We start from the raw sequence: 18,206 nt of genomic DNA, 5'->3' as shown, positions 1-18,206 counted from the left end.
TGTGGAGTGATTGTCGCCACCATTGACCAGCGGGCCTCGCGCCGCCGTGCCGACCTTGTGGACCAGCTGATCGACCGGCTGAACACCGGATATCCCTTGGTGCGTCCCTTCGAGCGCACGGCCGGAGACGAGCTGCAGGGCGTGCTCGACGACGGTCCTGCCGCCGCCGCCCTGGCCCTCGAGGTGGCCGCAACCCGGGCCTGGAGCATCGGGGTGGGGGTTGGAGCGGTGCGCCTGCCGCTGCCCGCGCAGACCCGCGCCGGAGCGGGTCCCGCGTTCGAGAACGCACGCGCCGCCGTCGAACGGGCCAAGCATTCTCCGGCCTCGCTGGCCGTCGTGGGTCCGGAGCCGGAGGGACCCCGGCTGGAGGCTGAACTGCAATTGGTGGCCGAACTGGAGGCGCGCCGCAGCCCGGCTGCGGCCGAGGCGGGGCTGCTGATCGAACAGGGGTTCTCCCAGCGGGAAGCCGCGGAGCGGCTGGGCATCACCCAGCAGGCGGTGTCGGCGCGGCTGGCCGCGGGCCTGTGGCAGCCCACGCGTGCGCTGCTTCGCGAGGCCGGGGCCGCCTTGGGACGGCTGTCCGACTCCGCCGACGCGGCCGGCGAGCGCAGCGGGGGAGTGGCATGAGCGCCCTGGCCCTGGTGTTGCTGGTGATGTCGGGAATCGTGGGCCTGCCCCAGTACTTTGCCCGCTTCCGCGGCCGGGGATACCGGGCGCTGTACGGGTTCGCCGTGGTCCAGTCGGTGCTGCTGGGTACCTCCGCGGTGGTGGCCCTTGCCTCCGACGGTTCGGCGGGACCGGCGGCGCCGGTGGCGGTGGCCTTTTCCGTGGCGGCTGCCACGCTGGGTGGAGGGCCCCTCACAGTGGCGGTCCTGCGGCTGTCCCGGCGGGCCGACCTGGAGGAGGCGGAAGCCGGTGCGGGCACCCCCGAGGGTGCCGGCGCCGCCGCGGGCGCCCTGGCGGCCGCCTCAGGGGCCGCAGCGCTGCGGGGGGGAACGTGGATCGGCCTGCTCGAACGGACGGGGATCGCCGCGACCTTGTGGGCCGGGTGGCCCGAAGGCCTCGCCGTGGTCCTTGCCGTCAAGGGACTGGGGCGGTACTCGGAACTGGACAAGGACGGGGCGGCCGAGCGGTTCATCCTGGGAACCTTTGCCAGCGTGCTGTGGGCCTGCGCCTGCACGGGCGTCGGGATGCTGCTCCGCTAGCCGTTCGGACGGAGCCACGCCGGCTGCTTCCGGCCAGGCGGGGCGGCCGGAGGGTGGCACGGGATCCCCTGCGGCACCCCCGCGAATCTCCACCTCCGACGGCAGCCGCGGTCCCAGGTCTTGACGTGCCCCTGGATCCCCACAAGGATGCTGAGCATCACCGCTGTCCAAGCGTTCCGCCGGTAGCGCCGGCCAAGCGCCTGGACGGCCCCACAGCCCTGAGGAGAAGACATGCGGCCATTGACTTTTATCGTCGGAGCCTCCGTGGGGTTCCTGCTCGGCTCCCGGTCCGGCCGGGAAACCTACGACCGGATCGTGGCCAGTGCGCAGGATTTCTGGAGGAATCCCAAGACCCAGGAAGCCGTCCACCATGTGGAGGAAACGGTCAAGGCCAAGGCGCCCGAAGTCGGGCACGCAGTGGCCGGTGCCGCCTCCACCGTCAAAGAGAAGATCCAGCCCTCCCGCCGCGGGCAGGCGGAGGCCAGCCAGGGATCCGCGGCGGAGGCCAGCCAGGGATCCGCGGCAGACATCGACCAGGGGTACGGCGGCCACACCGGGCTGGATCGGGACACCCAAGCCGGAGCCAATGACCTGTCTGTTCCCGCCTCGGCCGACGAGGGGGACCAGGCCGGTGAGGGCGGAACGGCGCCCGGCGGGCCAACCGCCGGCCTGTAACAGCCGGCGGGCCAAGGCCAGTTATGGGGCCAAGGCCAGCAAGGGGAGTGGTGGCAATGGATAGAAGCCGGCAGGACGAACCCTTTGAGGATGGAGGCGGGAAGCGCGCCTCCACGGACCAGGCAGCCTCGGCGAACCCGGATCCGCTGGCCCAGAGGATCACGGGGCTTGAACCCGGCGGCGGTGTTCCCCCGGGAGAGACTCCGCCGGCCGAGGACCAGATGAGCGCTGACCAGGGTCACGACGAGTAAGTCCCCGCCAGGGCGGGTGTGCTGTCGCGAAGACGGTACACCTACCCTGGCGATTTCATGTCCGGGCTGTGTCCAGCCTGGGGCCAACCTGGCTGCCTCCACGGCGACCGGCCGATCCATTGACCGGCTCCCCGGGAGGTTTCCATACTGGAAGCTGTCGCGATCTGATCCAAAGTCGTGGTTCACAGGAGGTCCCCATGGCAGGCATGATCCGCAAGAGTCTGGACGAACCCGAGGAAACCCGGCCCTTCGAGGACGGCAAAGGCAGGGTGGACCTGGTCAATCTGGAGGCGGGCGTGGTCGGCCGGGCCGTTTTCGAGCCCGGCTGGCAGTGGTCCAAGCACGTCAAGCCGATTGTCCAGACGGACAGCTGCCAGGCGCCCCACGTCGGCTACGTGCTGTCCGGGCGGATCAAGGTAGTCATGGACGACGGCGAGGAAAACGAGTTCACCGCCGGCGACTACCTGTCCATCCCCGCGGGCCACGACGCATGGGTCATCGGCAATGAGCCGTGCGTGGTCCTGGACTGGCAGGGCTACGCCGACTACGCCAAGCGCCACGGCTAAACCAAGCGCCAGGGCTAGGGAGTGGCGTCGCGTTCGCCCGGGCGGTAGCCGGCGGCGGCGGCACGGAGGTCTCCCTCTTCGTGCCCGCCCTTCCTGCCGAACGGGAGCACTTTGAGCAGCGGGTGCACGATGGCCATGACGGCGAGGCCCCAGGCCAGTCCCAGGACGGCCGAGCACAGGGTGTTCACGAGCCAGGCCAGGGCGCTGCCGGCCACCGGGATTCCGGCGACAGGGCCCTCAAGGGCGTGGACCAGGTCATACGGCCCGTGCCAGCCGAGGTCATAGGCACCCTGGAGCATGATGTGACCGCCAACCCAGAGCATGGCGATCGTCCCGATAAAGGTGATCGCGGCCAGTACGGCGGGCATTCCCTTGACAAGCAGTTCACCGAGGCGCCGGGAGCCCGGAGATTTCCTGCCGGCCAGGTGCAGGCCCATGTCGTCCATCTTGACGATGAGTGCGACGGCGCCGTACACAATCACGGTGATCGCGAGCGCCACGACGACCAGGATGACCGCCCGGACCCACAGGGGCTCATCGGCCACCTCGTTCATTGAGATGACCATGATCTCGCAGGACAGGATGAAATCGGTGGTGATGGCCCCCTTTGTGACCTTGGCCTCCGCCTCCGGGCCCTGTTGGACCGCCGGCGCCGTTTCCCCCGCGTGGTGGCCGCGCAGCTTATGCCAGACCTTCTCGGCGCCCTCGTAGCAGAGGTAGGTGCCACCCAGCATGAGGATGAAGGGAACGACCCCCGGGATGAAGGCGCTGATGAGCAGCAGGGCCGGCAGGATGATCAGCAGTTTGTTCCGGAGCGAGCCCCAGAAGATGCGCTTGATCATCGGCAGTTCGCGGGACGGATCCGCCCCGGATACGTACTGCGGGGTGACGGCGGCGTCGTCAATCACCACGCCGGCGGCCTTGGCCCCCGCCTTGGTGGCCCCGGCAGCGACGTCGTCCACCGAAGCGGCCGCTATGCGGGCCAGGGCGGCGATGTCGTCCAGCAGCGCGACGAGACCGCCGCTCACAGGTTGCCCCTGAACCGTTTGCCGGCGGAAGGCTGGGCGTGGAGTTTGGGGATGAGGCGCATGGTAGGCATATTCAGAGCATAAGGCGGCAGGCTGTCCGCCGCTGGAAAGTGACGCGCGTTGACCGCGGGCTGCGTGGCAAGCGGAGTGCACCGGGCAAAGCAATCGGCCTTCAGCTTCCCTTCGGCAGGCATGCGGGCCGGAAGCGCACAGCCCGTTGATAGCCCCATGACAGGTCCGTTTCAACCGGCTTGAGGAGGGTGGAGGGTGGCCGGTGAAACCCCGCCGGCCAACCGACGGCACCGCCTGTGGCGGCCCATGGAGGGAAACGAATATGGCAACGAGAAAAACCATCACGCTGGGAACTTCCGCCGCTGCGCTGGCGCTGGCCGCAGGGCTGGGCCTTGCGGGGGCCGCGTCGGCATCCGAGCTGCCGGCCTCCACGTCGGAGACCACCTCCAGCGCGGCCGGGGAGGAGAGCAACTCCATGCAGGGCAGGGGCGGGCACCACGGTGACCGGGGAGAACTGGCGGCGGACCTGGCCACCAGGCTCGGCGTCGAGGAAGCCAAAGTGGCCGAGGCCTTGGAAGCGTTCAGGGAAGCGAACCGGACCGTCGAGAACGCCGGCGGCGCCACCAAGCCGGACCGTTCGGCCAGGGACTCGGCGCTGGCAGTATCTCTGGCCGAATCGCTCGACGTTGAGGAAAACAAGGTCACTGCGGCCCTGGAAGAGATTCGTGAGGCGCGGCAGAGCGAGCGTGCGGCCAAGCTCAAGTCCAGGCTGGATACGGCGGTCGGGGACGGAACCCTGACGCAGCAGGAGGCCGACGCGGTCACCAAGGCGGTCGAAAAGGGCGTGATCGGCGGACGCTGACCTGCTGCACCGCGCCGGCTCGGGCGTGGTGGGGCTCCCCGCACATCGTTACGGGGAGCCCCTGCCGCGCAAGGCTCCGAATAGGGAGGAAGGCCGGCCGGGGCTGAAACCTGAATCCGGGGACCTTATGTCTCGACACAACCGTCGTGCATCCCTCCGGCGATTTCAAAGGGCCGTTGCAAAACTCACTTTCCGGCGGTGATGACGTAGTGGAAGGCGCGGGCCTCGGTGGTCGCGCCGAGTTTGTCCGGATTCCGTACGAGGTAGATGCCGGTAACGTACTCGTTGTTTGATTCAACAAGTGCCACAACGTCGACCCTGTCTCCGCTGTATACGACGAGGGCCGGCATTCCATTGAGGGATGACAGTTCCACCCGCATCTGGGGCACCGGGGTTTTAGCGATTCCGGCAAGGAAGCGGGTGATGTTGTCTGCGCCGATAACGGGTTTGCGGGCCGCTGTGACTTTTCCTCCGCCATCGGAGAGCAGGACGGCGCCCGGGGCGAGGGTATCCATCAGGGACTGCATGTCGCCTCCCAGCAGAGCCTCGAGGAACCGGTCGGCAACCGCCCGTTGCCGCTGTGCATCCACCTCGAAGCGCGGTTGCCGTGCGCGGACGTGCGCCTTTGCCCGGCTTGCCATCTGACGGACGGCCGCGAGCGACTTGTCCGTGGCTTCGGCGATCTCCGCGTAGGGAAAATCGAAAACCTCGCGAAGGACGAAAACGGCGCGCTCATCGGGGGAGAGTGTCTCAAGCACCACGAGCATCGCAAAAGACAGCGCTTCACTCAGTACGGCATGCTCAGCGACGTCCGGGGCCGTGACCACAGGCTCCGGGAGCCACGGACCGATGTAGTCTTCCCGGCGTCGTTGGGCTGCCCTGAGGGAATTCAGCGCTTGACGCGTGACCGTTTTGGCGAGATAGGCGCGCGGATTTTGGACAGTTTTCGCATCAACCTGGGACCATCTCAGAAAGCTGTCCTGAACGACGTCCTCGGCATCGGTCGCGGTCCCGGTGATTTCGTAGGCAATGGTGAAAAGCAGGGAACGGTGTTCCTCGAACACTCCGGCGCTTTCCACAGCCTTACCTGGCTTCCACCGGCCGGGGGCCCTTGGGCCAGGTGTACGAACCACTCCGGCGACGCTCGCCCCTGATCCATGAAAGCGTCATTTGGCACATCTGCGCTTTCGCCAATCCAGCGAGGCGGCCCCGAAGAACGAAACGGCGCGGCCGGTCGTCGGCACGCACGGTTTGAACAAGCCCCGAGCGGCGGCCCAGGCTGATACACCTGAGCATGTATCCGGCCGAAAGCGGGGTTGGAGTTCGTTTTTCGAGGCGGGCGATGATGCTGTCGGCCGCGTGGGCACCAAGTGGCAGGGCCGTCGCGCAGCTCATGCGCAGGTGACCGCCGACCGTCTGGGGGGCGCGTATGGCATCGCCTGCACCGAAAATGTCGGGGTATTGCGGACACGAAAGCGATTCGTTGACCATCAGGCGCCCCAAGGAGTCCGTTGGCAGCCCGCTGTCCCGTGCCAGGTCCGGTGCGGTGAATCCGGCGGTCCAGATCGTGCAGTCAGATTGCAGGGTGTCACCGCCGGAAGTCATGACCGAAAAATCATCGCAGCGTTGCACTTCGGTGTTCTCCACCAAGTCGACACCAATGGCTGAAAGCCGTGTCATGATCGCCTGCCGGCCGGATCCGGAGAGGTTCTCCGCGATGGCTCCGCGGGAAATGAGACGCACCTGCAGCTGCGGATATTTTTCCGCAATTTCGGCAGTAACCTCGATGCCGGTCAGGCCGGCTCCGATGATGCTGACGGTCGCGCCCGGATCCAACTGGGACAGCCTCGCCTGCACACGGCGTGCGTCCCCGGCATCCTTCAGCCCGTACGCTCCGGCCGGGATCCTGCTCGATGCCTGGGTGCTCCCCACGGCGTACAGCAGGACATCGTAGTCGAGCGGGGCACTGGCGTCTGATAAGTACACTTTGCGGCGTTCAGGATCGATACGCGAAGCGGTGCCTTCGACCACCTTCGCACCCTCATGCAGAAGAGAGCTCATCGGTACTGAGGCTGATTCCCGGCTTCCGGCCGCGACCTCGTGAAGACGGATTCTTTCCACGAACTCGGCAACCGGGTTGAGGACAGTAATGCTGATGGAATCAGACAACTGCCGGCTTCCGGCAAGCCTGTTCGCGGCCATGACCCCGGCATATCCGGCACCGATGATAACCACCCGACAACGTGCTGACACTGCAGACTCCTATCGCTGGACGAACGTTTGAACATAGGACACCGCAGGGGACCGAAACGTGACACGGCCAAGAAACCCGGCACCTGACTAGGGGCTGCGCCCCAGGCAATCCTCGCCTCCGCCACTGAACCCTAATCCCTCCGGCACGGCCAAACGCCGGACCTCCGGCAGCGTGTCGCCACCAGCCAAATCACCACCACCCACGGCCCCATGGGCGCCGGCGCACCCCCGCCTGCCTCGATCGGGACCTGGCACCGTCCAGTCCACACTCCACCGAGGGATCGCTCAAATCGGCGTCCGCCAAGAGATCGGCAGCCGCCCTGGATGGCCCTTCCCAGGGACTGGCATCCTGCCTGGCCGACTCGTCTTACATCCTTCCCGTTGCAAGACCGTGCCGGGAAGCACTCATCAACTCGCACGGATGGCGTCGCGGTCCCGGAGGGTACAGGGAATGATGTGCCTTTAGTGCATGGCGGTGACATCCATCCACACCACGCCGTGAAGCCCGATAGCCGCAGCGTCCCGACCCCGAATCCGCCCGGGGACTTCGGTAAATACTCACCTCTGAGGGGCGAAATGACCGCCGGACCGGGAAGGACGGGATACATGGCAGCGGAGCGCGGGGGAGTGGGCCCTTGTCATCAAGTTGATGTTTACCACCCCTTCAAGGGCATGGCCCGGGTGCCCGGATTTCCCCCGGCCGCCCGGGCGCATCCCGCCGTGAGTGTTCCCTCCGACTGCTCCGGGGATGCGTGACAGGCGTAGTGGTGATCTGCAGGTCGAAACATGGGTCCGCCGCACTGGGACACGCCGTCCGGCCGCGGAGCACGGCCAAGTGTGAATGGCTTGTGCGCGGGCCTGCCCGCGGTGCGGGGTTGGCCGCGGGCAGGCCCCCGCACCGAGGGCAGCCCGCCAGTGCGTGGGGGACGTTTCGGCTAGGGCATCGTGAGGACGATCTTGCCGCTCGTTCGGTTGGTCTCGCCCAGCCGGTGGGCTTCGGCGGCCTCAGCGAGCGGGAAGGCCGCGGCGATCGTGGCGCGCAGCTGCCCAGCCTCGACAAGTTCGGTGATCGCGTCCAGGTGGGCATGGGAAGAGTCGACCAGCATCCGGATCGCGCGAACTCCCAGCCGTTTCCCTTCCTCGTAGAACTCCTCCGTCCCGACAGGCACGATGGACACCACGGCCCCGCCGGGACGGACCACATGCAAGGACCGGATCGAGTGATCCCCGCCAAGGGTGTCGAGTACGACATCCGCGTTCGCCACAGCTTCGGCGAAGTCGGTGGTGCGGTAGTCGATTGCTTCATCGACACCGATGCTGCGCAGGAATTCGTGTTTACCCTTGCTCGCCGTGCCGGTGACATGGGCTCCCCGGGCCTTGGCGATCTGCGCGGCGACGTGGCCCACGCCGCCGGCGGCGGCATGGATGAGGACGCGCTGGCCGGCCTGAAGGCCGGCATTCTCGACGAGGGCCTGCCAGGCGGTCAGCGACACAAGCGGCAGGGCCGCGGCCTCCACGTGGTCGATGCTGTGGGGCTTGCGCACGAACCAGCGGGCCGGTGCGGTGACGTACTCCGCGTGGGAACCGTGGCCGAAAGGGTACGAGAGCATGCCCATGACCTCGTCGCCGACCCGGAAGCGGGCGACCCCGACTCCCGTCTCCTCCACCACGCCGGACAGGTCCCAGCCCAGGGTGAAGGGTGGCTCCCCGAGGAAGCCGCCGGTGGCGCGGTGCTTCCAGTCCGTGGGGTTAAGGCCAGCGGCGTGGACGCGTACAAGGATTTCATTGGCGCGAACCTGGGGGCGGGGGACATCAACGATCTTCAGGACCTCGGGTCCGCCCAGCTCATCCTGGCGAACGGCGCGCATGGTGATTTCTTTCATGTTTCCACCCTTCCGCATGGGCGGCATTCCTGCCATGGGCCTGACCGGCACTTTTGGACAGGCTTCCGCCCCGGCCGGGAGGCGCCGTATCGGGCCAGGGGCGCTACCCGCGCAACATGGGTGCACGTGTTCGGCCCCGGGATCACAAGCGCGGCGTCATGCAATGCGAAAATGTCCCGCCCAAGGCGCCGCGATACCTTCGGATGGCGAGATGGCCGCCGGGACCGGGTGACGCAACGCCCAAGGGGTGCAGTATGGGGGCGGGCTGCCCTTTTGACCGACAACAATCGGTTGGGGGAGCCTTCCCGGTGCCGCCCTGGTGCCCTCCTGCGCATAAGTTGACATAATGTAGATTATCGGCGTTTTGTTGGGGGGTCTCCGGAAGGGGTTCGGGCGTAAATCCGGACCTTTCTCCCCCTGGATCCACATCCCCCAATTTGGCCTGAATTTCGCTCGTTTCCCTTCAGTCGGCCCGCCCGAATCCCGCGTCGGCGGCACCCGTCCACGCCGGTTCCGTCCCGCGCGGCGTGGACGCCAACTCCAAAAACTCCAAAATCGCCGGAGTGCACTCTGAGCCTCGGGCCAATGCGGCCGGTCCCCGCGCCCCCAGCGCACGGCTCGTTGACCGATAACGCTTGGTTGACATAACTATGCGCCCCCTGCCCCGCCGTTGTGCAAGCGTCCAACGACGGCCCGTGCAGCCGCCTGCCGCGTTTTGCCTGGCACCGGTGCGCTGGGCCACACTCGTAGCCATGAGTTCCGCTCCGCCCCCCGCATTCGCTTCCGCCCCCCGGCAGGGCCCTGCCGGGATCGGCCCCCTGAGGACCGGCAGGGGCAGGAACCGTCCGGCCCGGCTGCTGGAGGCGGTGCAGGAGGCCGCGGCAGCCCAGGGCCTGGTGCTCGACGCCGGCCAGCTGCACGTCGCCGGCGCGCTGGCCGGTTCCGCCGCGCGGGCGCTGGCCCGGCGCACCCCAGCGGCGGCACCGGGCGAGCACCTCTACGTCTGGGGCCCGCCGGGGCGGGGCAAGAGCTGGCTCATGGACTCCGTGTGCAACTCCCTGGCCGGGGCGCCCGTGCGCAGGGTGCACTTCCACGGCTTCTTCCGCGAACTCCATGCACGCACCCATCGGGCCTCGCAGGACCGCATCGCAGCCCGGCGGCACGCCACCGCTGCCCACGCCACCGGAGTGCCACCTGCCGTCGGAGCGCCGGAGTCCGCCAGAACGCAGCGGCAGGCCGGGCCGGCGGCCCAGACGCCGGCGTCGGCGTCGGGTTCTGCGGCCGGCGCCCAGGGCGCAGCCATCGCCGAGGCCCTTGACGGAATGCTGGGAGGAGCACGCATCCTCTTCTTCGACGAGTTCCACGTGCACGATCCCGGCGACGGTATGCTGGTGACCCGTGCGCTGCGCGAGATCTTTGCCCGCGGGATCCTGTTGGTGGTCACCTCCAACTACGCCCCGCAGGACCTGCTTCCGGACCCGATGTTCCACCACCTCTTCGAGCCGGCGATCGGCTTGATCACCGAGCGCATGTCCGTCCTGGAACTCGCCGGCCCCGTGGACTACCGCACGCTGCGGCCGTCCAACCCGGTGGCCGGTTACGCCGCCGGCCACCTGTTGGTCCCCGGCACTGCCGGGCAGCTGGCCTCCGCGGGCCTGGAGGAACCCGCGCCCTCTGAGGAGGCCCTCGTCAAGCCCACAACACACGCCTTCACCGCCCGGCGGGCCACCGGCGGGCAGCTTTGGTTCCGGTTCGCCGACCTGTGTGAGGCCCCCTCGGCGACCTCCGACTACCTGGCCCTTGCCGCGGCCCACCGGCACTGGGTCCTCGGCTCCATCCCCGCCCTAAAGGACGCTTCTCCCAGCGGCTGGAGGCGGTTTGCCAACCTGGTCGACGTCCTCTACGACCAGGACGTGCGGCTTGACCTCATCGGGGCCGGGGACATCGAACCGGCCAGGGCCCTTGGCCACCCGGTGGACGCCTCACGGCTGGCCAGCCGGCTCGCAGCCCTTCGGCGGAACTGATCCTGCACCGGAACTGATCCTGCACCGGAACCGACGCTGCACCGGAATTGATCCTGCGCCGAAACAGGCCGCGGCCCTGGCCCTGGCTTGAGGGAACCTGGCCCTGAGGGAACCTGGCCCTGAAGGGACCTAGCCCTCGAACAGGCAAAACGGGTGCCCGGCCGGATCCACGAAGACCCTGACGCCCGGCTCGGGCTGGTGGCCCGACGGCCTGGCGCCCAGGCGGGCCGCCCTCGCGCTGGCGGCCTCCAGGTCCCGCACCCTGAAATCGAGATGCAGTTGCATCTGCGGCTCCCCCGCGGCCGCCGGCCACGTGGGGGGAACATGCTCCGCCTCCTCCTGGAAGGACAGCCCCACGCCGCCGTCCGGTGGGCCGATCGAGACCCAGCCGCGCTCCTCAAGCAGCAGTTCCCAACCCAGCAGGGCCGCATAGAACCGCGCCAGCGCGCCAGGCTCGGGGGTTCCGAGGACCACGGCGGACAGCGTCACCTCAGCATCGTCGGCCATGGGTCCACTATGCTCTGTTCGGCACGGGGCGTCGAGGTTCGGCCGGGGCCGCCCGGAGCCATGCCCGCTGCCCACCCCGCCTGTCCCGAAGGAACCACGCAATGCCTGACCGCCACCCCACGGGCTCCCCCAGCGATCCGTCCCCCGCCACCATGGCCTCCGCGGCGTGGCTGCGCGAAACCGTCGGGTCCATGGTGGAACGCCACGGCACCACCGGCGAACTGCCGCCCATCGTGCAGCTGGGGCATCCGGCGCTGCGGATGCGCGCGGCGGAGGTGGACGGACAGCTCGACGACGGGCTGCTGGATGGCTTCCTGCGCCTGATGCGCGCCGTAATGCACGCCGCGCCCGGCGTCGGACTGGCCGCCCCGCAGCTGGGCGTCCCCCTGCGGATGGCCGTGCTGGAGGACCAGTTCCAGGTCTCCCCGGAAACCGCCGACGTGCGCGAACGCCGTCCGCTGGACTTCTTCGCCGCGCTGAACCCCACATATGCGCCCCGCGGGACGCGCCGGGCCGCCTTCTACGAGGGCTGCCTGTCCTTCGCGGGGTTCCAGGGCGTCGTCGACCGCCCCGCGGACATCGACGCACGCTGGGAGGAGCCCGGTGGAGCTGTCAGGCAGGAGGCCTTCTCCGGGTGGCAGGCGCGCATCTTCCAGCACGAGACCGACCACCTCGACGGGATCGTGTACATCGACCGGGCCCTGACCCGCAGCCTCACCACCAACGCCAACTACCTGCAACGCTGGGCGTCCCCCGGCATCGAGGGCGCCCGCGCCGGACTGGGCTTCTAGTCCCGCGCCCGGTCCCGGGGAGGCGCCGCGGCCCCGGGCGCGGATACAGTGGTCCGAAACCCCCGCGGCTCCGCCGCCGCAGCGGGCACATACCTGAAATAGATGTTGAAGGAACCAGAGCCGTGCCGCTTCCCACCCGCCCCGTCACCCTGTTGTGCCCCGTGTGCGGGGAGGAACTCGAACGGCTGCCCCGCACCCTGCTCTGCGCCGCGGGGCACCGCTTCGACGCCGCCAGGCAGGGGTATTTCAACCTGCTCACCGGCCGGGGGACCCCGTTCCGCGAGGACACCGCGGCCATGGTCGCCGCCCGTGCCGAGTTCCTGGGGGCCGGCCACTACGCTCCGCTGGCCGAGGCCGTCGCGGCCGCCGTGCTGGACTCGCTTCCGGGTGCGGCGGCGGACCTTCGCGTGCTCGACGCCGGCGCCGGCACCGGGTACTACCTTGGTGCGGTGATGGACAGCTTCCGCGCCGCCACCGGCGGCCCCGCCTCCGCCGTCGCACTGGACATCTCCCGGTACGCGATGCGCCGGGCCGCCAAGGTGCCCGCAACCACCGCCGTGGTGTGGGACCTGTGGCGCCCGCTGCCGCTGGGGGACGCCGCGGTGGACGTGGTGCTGAACGTGTTTGCCCCGCGCAACGGTGACGAATTCGCCCGGGTGCTCGTCCCCGGGGGCGCCGCCGTGGTGGCCACTCCCCTGCCCGGGCACCTGGGCGAGGCCGCCGAATCCCTGGGCCTGCTCTCCATCGCCCCGGACAAGGAGGCCACGGTGGCTGCCGCGCTGGGGCCCGGCTTCGCGGCCGGGCCCGTGCGCGAAGTCCGCACCGAACTGCGCCTGGACGTGGACGACGCCGTGCGGCTGGCCGTCATGGGCCCGGCCGGACACCACCTGGACGCCGCCGCGCTGCGTGCGCGCCTGCAGCGCGGGGGCGTGCCCCCGGTGATCACCGCGGCGTTCCGCGTCCAGGCGTTCACCCGCCGCTAGCTGATTGGCTTGTTGGCCGATCCGCCCGCGGGGCGGACGGGCCCAGATACGCCTGAAGGCTGATGAGGGAGGGCCCGGGCATCGGGCAAGATGGAGGGAAGCGAGGGCCTGCCGGGCCCTCCCGGGAAGGTCGGCGAGGACAACATGCTCGAATGGATCGTGACCAACGGCTGGGTCTTCTGGCTGGCGCTGTTCCTGATCCTGGCCATCGTGGAAATGATGTCCCTGGACCTGTACTTCATCATGCTCGCCGGCGGCGCCCTGGGAGCCGTGTTCGTCGCGCTCGCCGGCGGGCCGTTCTGGCTCCAGGCGCTGGTGTTCTGCGTCCTGGCCCTGGCCATGGTCCTGTTCCTGCGCCCGCTCGCCCTCAGGCACCTGCATAAGGGTCCGCCCGGACTGCGCACCAACGTGGACCGCCTGATCGGCGAGGACGCGCTGGTGCTGGAGCCAACCAGCCGCATCGCCGGCAGCGCCAAGATCGGCGGCGAGACCTGGAGCGCCCGCAGCGAGGACGAGGCCCCGCTGGAGCCGGGCACCTACGGAACCGTGATCCGTATCGAGGGGGCCACCGCCTACATCACCGTTCGGGGGCGGACCTCCACCGCCGGGGCCGCCGGCAGCTGAGCCGTTGCGTGCCGGACCGCGTGCGGCGTCCGCCACGGCAGATTTTCAGGCCCGGACCTTCGGCCGGGCGCATGCAGGGGTACACGACACGGTGCGCCGCACGGTGCACCACACAAGGGGGTAGCATGTTCGATTCTCCAGGCACAGGCGTCGCAATCGTCCTGGCGGTGCTGGCGGTCTTCGTCATCATCGTCGTGGTCCGGGCGGTGCGGATCATCCCGCAGGCCCGGGCGGGCATCGTGGAGCGGCTGGGCAAGTACAACCGGACCCTCAACCCGGGCCTGACGCTGCTCATTCCCTTCGTGGACCGGCTGCTGCCGCTGCTGGACCTGCGTGAACAGGTGGTGAGCTTCCCGCCGCAGCCGGTGATCACCGAGGACAACCTGGTGGTCTCCATCGACACCGTGGTCTACTACCAGATCACCGAGCCGCGCGCGGCAACCTACGAGATTGCCAACTACATCCAGGCCGTCGAGCAGTTGACCACCACCACCCTGCGCAACGTGGTGGGTGGGCTGAACCTGGAGGAGGCGCTGACCAGCCGCGACCAGATCAACGGCCAACTGCGCGGGGTCCTGGACGAGGCGACCGGCAAGTGGGGCATCCGCGTGTCACGGGTCGAACTCAAGGCGATCGACCCGCCACTGTCCATCCAGGACTCCATGGAGAAGCAGATGCGCGCCGAACGCGACCGCCGCGCCGCGATCCTCACCGCCGAGGGCACCAAGCAGGCGGACATCCTCACGGCCGAGGGGCACCGCCAGGCGGCGATCCTCAAGGCAGAGGGCGACGCGAAGGCCGCCATCCTGCGCGCCGACGGCGAGGCCCAGGCCATCCAGAAGGTCTTCGACGCCATCCACGCCGGCAATCCGGACCAGAAGCTGCTCGCCTACCAGTACCTGCAGACCCTTCCCAAGCTGGCCGAGGGCTCCTCCAACAAGCTCTGGATCATCCCCAGCGAGGTTGGGGAGGCGCTCAAGGGCATCGGCGGCGCCCTGGGAAACCTGGTGCCGGAGGACAGGGAAGCCCCCCGGCCCCCGGCGCCGTAGCCCGGGAAGGCATGGACCGGGGCGCGGAAGGGGCCTTGTCCGCACGATATACTGGTTTCTTCGAGTCTTCCGTCCCGGCGGGAATGTGATTCCCGCCGGAGACGTTGAATCCAAGTAGCCTTCGTCTTCTCGAACGCAGTAGGGAGTAATCATGAGCGATCGCAGTTTGCGCGGCATGCGCTTGGGCGCACAGAGCATGGAAACCGAGGCGGGCGTCGAGCCGGCCCCGCGCCAGCGGGTCGAGTACCGCTGCGAGGATGGCGAGCAGGTCTTCGTGACCTTCTCCTCCGAGGCCGAAATCCCGCCGACCTGGATCTCCAAGACCGGCAAGGAAGCGACGTTGGTCAACGGCGAAAAGCCGGTGGACAGCAACGAGAAGCCCGTCCGCACCCACTGGGACATGCTGCTGGAGCGCCGTTCCGTCGAAGAGCTCGAGCAGATCCTCAAGGACCGCCTGGACAAGCTCCGCGCCGCCCGCGGCGAAAAGGTCGACGCCTAAGGCAGGCCATCCGCCGTCCCGGGCCGGTATATGGAAGGGGTCCGCACCGTTGAACGGTGTGGACCCCTTCCATATACCGGGACGGTTCCCGGGCCGTGCCCTGCTAGGCCTGCCGGCCGGCGAGCTTGCGCCAGCGGGCTGCCAGTCCCCACTTGGTCACGTTGAGCATGGCCTCGACCACGATATTTCCGCTCATCTTGGAAACGCCCAGCTCGCGCTCGACGAAGGTGATGGGCACCTCGACGATGCGCTTGCCCAGCTTGGCCACCCGGAAGGTCATGTCCACCTGGAATCCGTATCCCACCGATTCGACCGCGGAGAGGTCCAGGGCCTCAAGGGTTTCGCGGCGGAAGGCCCGGAAGCCCGCGGTGATGTCCCGCACGCCGATGCCGAGCATGATACGTGAGTACAGGCTGCCGGCACGGGAAAGCAGCTTGCGGCGCAGCGGCCAGTTGACGACGCTTCCGCCCTTGACCCAGCGCGAGCCGATGACCAGGTCCGCCCCGCGCGGGATCTCCGCCAGCAGGCTGGGCAGCTGCTCGGGCTGGTGGGAGCCGTCGGCGTCGAGTTCGACGAGCACGTCGTAGCCGCGCTCCAGCGCCCAGCGGAACCCGGCAATGTAAGCGGCGCCGAGGCCGCCCTTGCCCGTCCGGTGGAGCACATGGATGCTGGAATCCGCCGCCGCCATCTCGTCGGCCAGGCGCCCGGTCCCGTCGGGGCTGTTGTCATCGACAACCAGCACGTCGGAGTCCGGGACGGCTGCCCGCAGCCGTCCGACGGTCAGCGGCAGCGACTCGAGCTCGTTGTAGGTGGGAATGATGGTGACTACCCGCACGCGGTTTGTACCCTTCTGCACACGTGGACGGGCCCGCGGGCCCGACGAACCGGCCCGCGGCACCGCGGGCCCCTTTCCCGGCCGCACGCATGGACGCTCCATGCGGCGCACGCCGGGAAACCAAAGTGCCAGTATATCCCCGCCCCCGCAGTGGTTCCGGCGCCCTGCCGGCGGGCAGTCCGGGCGGGAAAGCCGGGCGGGAAGGGCGGGCGGGAAGGGCGCGAAAAGACCCCGGGAACTTCGGACCAGGATCCCCCGAAAAGACGACTGTGGCAGGGATGCCTGTTTTCTACTGTTCCCGGGGCCTTGCCCTGTGCCGCCGCCGGATTCCCGGCGCGCCGAACCCGCCCAAGCCACGTGGGACCTAAGCCGCGTGGGACCTAAGCCGCGTGGGAGGGGTTCGCCGTTGCAGCTCCAGCGTATCCGGAAGGTGCCCCCTGTCAACCGATTCCTGACCAGTGACGACCAACGTCACCCCACGTCAGCGGCGGGTAGGAGCCCCGGCGTACGGGGGTGCCGGTTACTTTGTGGCGTCGAAAATCACGCGCCCGTTGCGCACCGTGCGCAGGCACCGCGGAGCCCCTTCGTCCAGTACCGGCAGCATGGGAGTGCCGGCGCGGGCATCGGTGCTCCAGGAGGACACCCTAAGGTCCGGGGTCTGCACGGCCAGTTCGGAGGCCTGCCACACGGCGAAGGTGGCCTCCGTGCCCGGGCCCAGCTGTCCGGCCAGCGGTGACGGCTCCCCCACGGCCCGGTACCCGGCACGGGTGTGGGCCAGGAATGCCGCACGGGCCGAGATTCTGGCCCGCTCGGAGGTCAGTTCCAGGCAGGCCTTTACCGCCAGCCAGGGGCTGGCCGGAACCACCGGGCTGTCCGAGCCCAGGGCCACCGGGACTCCGGCGGCCAGGAACCGGCCGACCTCGTTCATGCCTGCGGCCCGCCCGGCGCCCAGGCGCCTGGCATAGAGCCCCTCGGCCCCGCCCCAGGCGGCGTCGAACAGCGGCTGGAGAGAGGCCGTCACGCCGAACCCGAGCAGCGCTTCGATCGCGGCGTCGTCCGCCATTTCCGCGTGCTCGATCCGGTGGCGCCCGGCCTGCACCGCCGCCAGGCCCACGCGTTCGGCGGCCAGGCCGAGCCCGGCGACGGTTTCGTCAATCGCGGCGTCGCCGATCGCATGGAAGCCGGCCTGGATGCCGGCGGCCGAGCAGGCCGCGACATGGGACGCGATGGCGGCGGCGTCGAGGTGGAGGGTGCCGCGGGTTTCAGGGGCATCTGTGTAGGGGGCGCGCAGCCGGGCCGTGCGCGAGCCGATCGACCCGTCCACGCACAGGTCCCCGCCCAGCCCCGCCAGGGGTCCGCCGAAGGATCCGGCCAGGGAACGGGCCTGCTCCGCGGTCCCCACGGCTTCGCCCCAGTACGCGTAGATGCGGGGCAGGGCCTCGCCCTCGGCGTCCAGCAGGTGGAACAGGGCCTCCAAATCGGCGCGCCCGGCGATGTGCGGGGCGGCCATTTCGGCGGCCGCGGCGTAGCCGTTGGACGCAAGGTGTTCCAGCCCGCGGCGCTGGAGCCCGGCGCGGGTGGTGCCGTCCAGGTCCAGGACGGCGGCACGGATGGCCGCGTGGGCCGGCCCGCGCACTCCCCCCGCGCCGTCCCAGCCCTCGTGCGCGGCGAGCCCGGCGCGCACGGCCAGGCCGGTGCTGACGGCCGCCGAGTGCAGGTCCACCCGGGCCAGGTAGACGTCGCGGCCGCCGGCGGCGCGCTCCAGCTCCTCGGCCGAAGGGCCGCGGCCTTCCGGCCACGCGGTCTCGTCCCATCCGGAACCGAGCACCGGGCCGGGCCCGGCGGCGGCGTGTCCGGCGACGGCATCGAGGGCCTGCGCCAGCGAACCGGCCCCGCGCAGGTCCAGGGCGGTCAGTGCCAGCCCGGTTTCGGTCAAGTGCACGTGCGAGTCGAAGAATGCCGGGGCCACCAGGGCGCCCTCGAGGTCCACGACCTCCATGCGCGAATCCAGCAGCGCCGATGCCGCGGATTCGGACCCGACCCACGCGACGGTCCCGCCCTCCACCAGCATGGCGGTGGCGAAGGGGTCCGCCGCGGTGTAGATGGAACCGTTGCGGTACAGGACCAGCGAAGACATGGGGGTGTTCCTTTCCAAGGGG

19 protein-coding genes are annotated in these 18,206 nt (G+C 69.4%); 12 read left to right on the top strand and 7 right to left on the bottom strand.

Annotated elements, in window-relative coordinates:
* Positions 1-6 precede the first annotated feature (6 nt).
* The 5 genes from NCCP_RS03085 (at position 7) to NCCP_RS03065 (ending at position 2,697) form a co-directional block, all read left to right on the top strand.
* Positions 7-627 carry a hypothetical protein gene (locus NCCP_RS03085; protein ID WP_149955695.1) on the top strand — a complete coding sequence of 207 codons (621 nt, stop codon included), beginning with the start codon at positions 7-9 and terminating at the stop codon, positions 625-627.
* Entirely contained in the window at positions 624-1,205 is a 582-nt protein-coding gene (locus NCCP_RS03080; RefSeq protein WP_149955693.1) for a hypothetical protein, read from the top strand. The genes NCCP_RS03085 and NCCP_RS03080 overlap by 4 nt, the downstream gene beginning before the upstream one ends.
* A gap of 231 nt (positions 1,206-1,436) precedes the next feature.
* Positions 1,437-1,880 (top strand): YtxH domain-containing protein, encoded by a 444-nt coding sequence (locus NCCP_RS03075; RefSeq protein ID WP_149955691.1) that lies wholly within the window; start codon positions 1,437-1,439, stop codon positions 1,878-1,880.
* A 56-nt stretch (positions 1,881-1,936) separates the two neighbouring features.
* Positions 1,937-2,131, top strand: coding sequence for a DUF6480 family protein (locus tag NCCP_RS03070; protein ID WP_149955689.1), 195 nt, complete (start codon positions 1,937-1,939; stop codon positions 2,129-2,131).
* Between the two features lie 197 nt (positions 2,132-2,328).
* A complete protein-coding gene (locus NCCP_RS03065; RefSeq protein ID WP_149955687.1) occupies positions 2,329-2,697 on the top strand; it encodes a cupin domain-containing protein in 369 nt (122 codons plus the stop codon).
* Positions 2,698-2,711: 14 nt separating this feature from the next.
* Here the strand turns inward: NCCP_RS03065 and NCCP_RS03060 are convergent, their stop codons facing one another.
* Positions 2,712-3,725 (bottom strand): DUF808 domain-containing protein, encoded by a 1,014-nt coding sequence (locus NCCP_RS03060; protein ID WP_149955685.1) that lies wholly within the window; start codon positions 3,723-3,725, stop codon positions 2,712-2,714.
* Positions 3,726-4,059: 334 nt separating this feature from the next.
* Between NCCP_RS03060 and NCCP_RS03055 the strand changes: the two genes are divergently transcribed.
* Entirely contained in the window at positions 4,060-4,599 is a 540-nt protein-coding gene (locus tag NCCP_RS03055) for a hypothetical protein (RefSeq protein WP_149955683.1), read from the top strand.
* Between the two features lie 185 nt (positions 4,600-4,784).
* Here NCCP_RS03055 and NCCP_RS03050 read toward each other — a convergent pair whose 3' ends face one another.
* The 3 genes from NCCP_RS03050 to NCCP_RS03040 all read right to left on the bottom strand — a co-directional run bounded on the left by NCCP_RS03050 (position 4,785) and on the right by NCCP_RS03040 (position 8,735).
* Positions 4,785-5,663 (bottom strand): RNA polymerase sigma-70 factor, encoded by an 879-nt coding sequence (locus NCCP_RS03050; protein ID WP_263970117.1) that lies wholly within the window; start codon positions 5,661-5,663, stop codon positions 4,785-4,787.
* A gap of 19 nt (positions 5,664-5,682) precedes the next feature.
* Complete coding sequence (locus tag NCCP_RS03045) at positions 5,683-6,834, bottom strand: NAD(P)/FAD-dependent oxidoreductase (RefSeq protein ID WP_225873646.1); 1,152 nt, start codon at positions 6,832-6,834, stop codon at positions 5,683-5,685.
* Positions 6,835-7,787: 953 nt separating this feature from the next.
* Positions 7,788-8,735, bottom strand: a complete 948-nt coding sequence (locus NCCP_RS03040; protein ID WP_149955679.1) for an NADP-dependent oxidoreductase — start codon at positions 8,733-8,735, stop codon at positions 7,788-7,790.
* A 752-nt stretch (positions 8,736-9,487) separates the two neighbouring features.
* Between NCCP_RS03040 and zapE the strand changes: the two genes are divergently transcribed.
* Positions 9,488-10,759 (top strand): cell division protein ZapE, encoded by a 1,272-nt coding sequence (gene zapE / locus NCCP_RS03035; protein ID WP_172627272.1) that lies wholly within the window; start codon positions 9,488-9,490, stop codon positions 10,757-10,759.
* A gap of 129 nt (positions 10,760-10,888) precedes the next feature.
* On the opposite strand, the gene NCCP_RS03030 is transcribed toward zapE, so the two are convergent.
* Entirely contained in the window at positions 10,889-11,266 is a 378-nt protein-coding gene (locus NCCP_RS03030; RefSeq protein ID WP_172627271.1) for a VOC family protein, read from the bottom strand.
* Positions 11,267-11,367: 101 nt separating this feature from the next.
* Here NCCP_RS03030 and NCCP_RS03025 point away from each other — a divergent pair, with 101 nt between their 5' ends.
* From NCCP_RS03025 to NCCP_RS03005, 5 genes are all read left to right on the top strand, one after another.
* Positions 11,368-12,057, top strand: coding sequence for a peptide deformylase (locus tag NCCP_RS03025; RefSeq protein ID WP_149955675.1), 690 nt, complete (start codon positions 11,368-11,370; stop codon positions 12,055-12,057).
* Positions 12,058-12,179: 122 nt separating this feature from the next.
* A complete protein-coding gene (locus tag NCCP_RS03020) occupies positions 12,180-13,040 on the top strand; it encodes a putative RNA methyltransferase (protein ID WP_149955672.1) in 861 nt (286 codons plus the stop codon).
* A gap of 90 nt (positions 13,041-13,130) precedes the next feature.
* On the top strand, positions 13,131-13,664 hold the full coding sequence (locus NCCP_RS03015; RefSeq protein ID WP_225873645.1) for an NfeD family protein: 534 nt from the start codon (positions 13,131-13,133) through the stop codon (positions 13,662-13,664).
* Between the two features lie 125 nt (positions 13,665-13,789).
* The gene (locus NCCP_RS03010) at positions 13,790-14,713 is read left to right on the top strand and encodes an SPFH domain-containing protein (RefSeq protein WP_149955670.1); all 924 of its coding nucleotides are present in this window, start codon (positions 13,790-13,792) and stop codon (positions 14,711-14,713) included.
* Positions 14,714-14,864: 151 nt separating this feature from the next.
* Positions 14,865-15,212, top strand: a complete 348-nt coding sequence (locus NCCP_RS03005; RefSeq protein WP_149955668.1) for an RNA polymerase-binding protein RbpA — start codon at positions 14,865-14,867, stop codon at positions 15,210-15,212.
* A 103-nt stretch (positions 15,213-15,315) separates the two neighbouring features.
* Here the strand turns inward: NCCP_RS03005 and NCCP_RS03000 are convergent, their stop codons facing one another.
* Entirely contained in the window at positions 15,316-16,047 is a 732-nt protein-coding gene (locus NCCP_RS03000; RefSeq protein ID WP_149955666.1) for a polyprenol monophosphomannose synthase, read from the bottom strand.
* A gap of 520 nt (positions 16,048-16,567) precedes the next feature.
* Positions 16,568-18,184 carry an amidohydrolase gene (locus NCCP_RS02995; RefSeq protein ID WP_149955663.1) on the bottom strand — a complete coding sequence of 539 codons (1,617 nt, stop codon included), beginning with the start codon at positions 18,182-18,184 and terminating at the stop codon, positions 16,568-16,570.
* Positions 18,185-18,206 lie beyond the last annotated feature (22 nt).

Origin of the sequence: Zafaria cholistanensis (assembly GCF_008580665.1) — a bacterium.
Lineage (GTDB): Bacteria > Actinomycetota > Actinomycetes > Actinomycetales > Micrococcaceae > Zafaria > Zafaria cholistanensis.
Note: the sequence above shows the minus strand (reverse complement) of the source record. Positions and strands in the feature narration are given on the sequence as shown.

Excerpts from the sequence above, each read along its gene's own strand:
- NCCP_RS03015 (WP_225873645.1), top strand. The coding sequence starts at position 13,131 with ATGGAGGGAAGCGAGGGCCTGCCGGGCCCTCCCGGGAAGGTCGGCGAG.
- NCCP_RS03010 (WP_149955670.1), top strand. The coding sequence starts at position 13,790 with ATGTTCGATTCTCCAGGCACAGGCGTCGCAATCGTCCTGGCGGTGCTG.
- NCCP_RS03005 (WP_149955668.1), top strand. The coding sequence starts at position 14,865 with ATGAGCGATCGCAGTTTGCGCGGCATGCGCTTGGGCGCACAGAGCATG.
- NCCP_RS03030 (WP_172627271.1), bottom strand. The coding sequence starts at position 11,266 with ATGGCCGACGATGCTGAGGTGACGCTGTCCGCCGTGGTCCTCGGAACC.
- NCCP_RS03055 (WP_149955683.1), top strand. The coding sequence starts at position 4,060 with ATGGCAACGAGAAAAACCATCACGCTGGGAACTTCCGCCGCTGCGCTG.
- NCCP_RS03075 (WP_149955691.1), top strand. The coding sequence starts at position 1,437 with ATGCGGCCATTGACTTTTATCGTCGGAGCCTCCGTGGGGTTCCTGCTC.
- NCCP_RS03040 (WP_149955679.1), bottom strand. The coding sequence starts at position 8,735 with ATGAAAGAAATCACCATGCGCGCCGTTCGCCAGGATGAGCTGGGCGGA.
- NCCP_RS02995 (WP_149955663.1), bottom strand. The coding sequence starts at position 18,184 with ATGTCTTCGCTGGTCCTGTACCGCAACGGTTCCATCTACACCGCGGCG.
- NCCP_RS03065 (WP_149955687.1), top strand. The coding sequence starts at position 2,329 with ATGGCAGGCATGATCCGCAAGAGTCTGGACGAACCCGAGGAAACCCGG.
- NCCP_RS03025 (WP_149955675.1), top strand. The coding sequence starts at position 11,368 with ATGCCTGACCGCCACCCCACGGGCTCCCCCAGCGATCCGTCCCCCGCC.
- NCCP_RS03070 (WP_149955689.1), top strand. The coding sequence starts at position 1,937 with ATGGATAGAAGCCGGCAGGACGAACCCTTTGAGGATGGAGGCGGGAAG.
- zapE (WP_172627272.1), top strand. The coding sequence starts at position 9,488 with ATGAGTTCCGCTCCGCCCCCCGCATTCGCTTCCGCCCCCCGGCAGGGC.
- NCCP_RS03080 (WP_149955693.1), top strand. The coding sequence starts at position 624 with ATGAGCGCCCTGGCCCTGGTGTTGCTGGTGATGTCGGGAATCGTGGGC.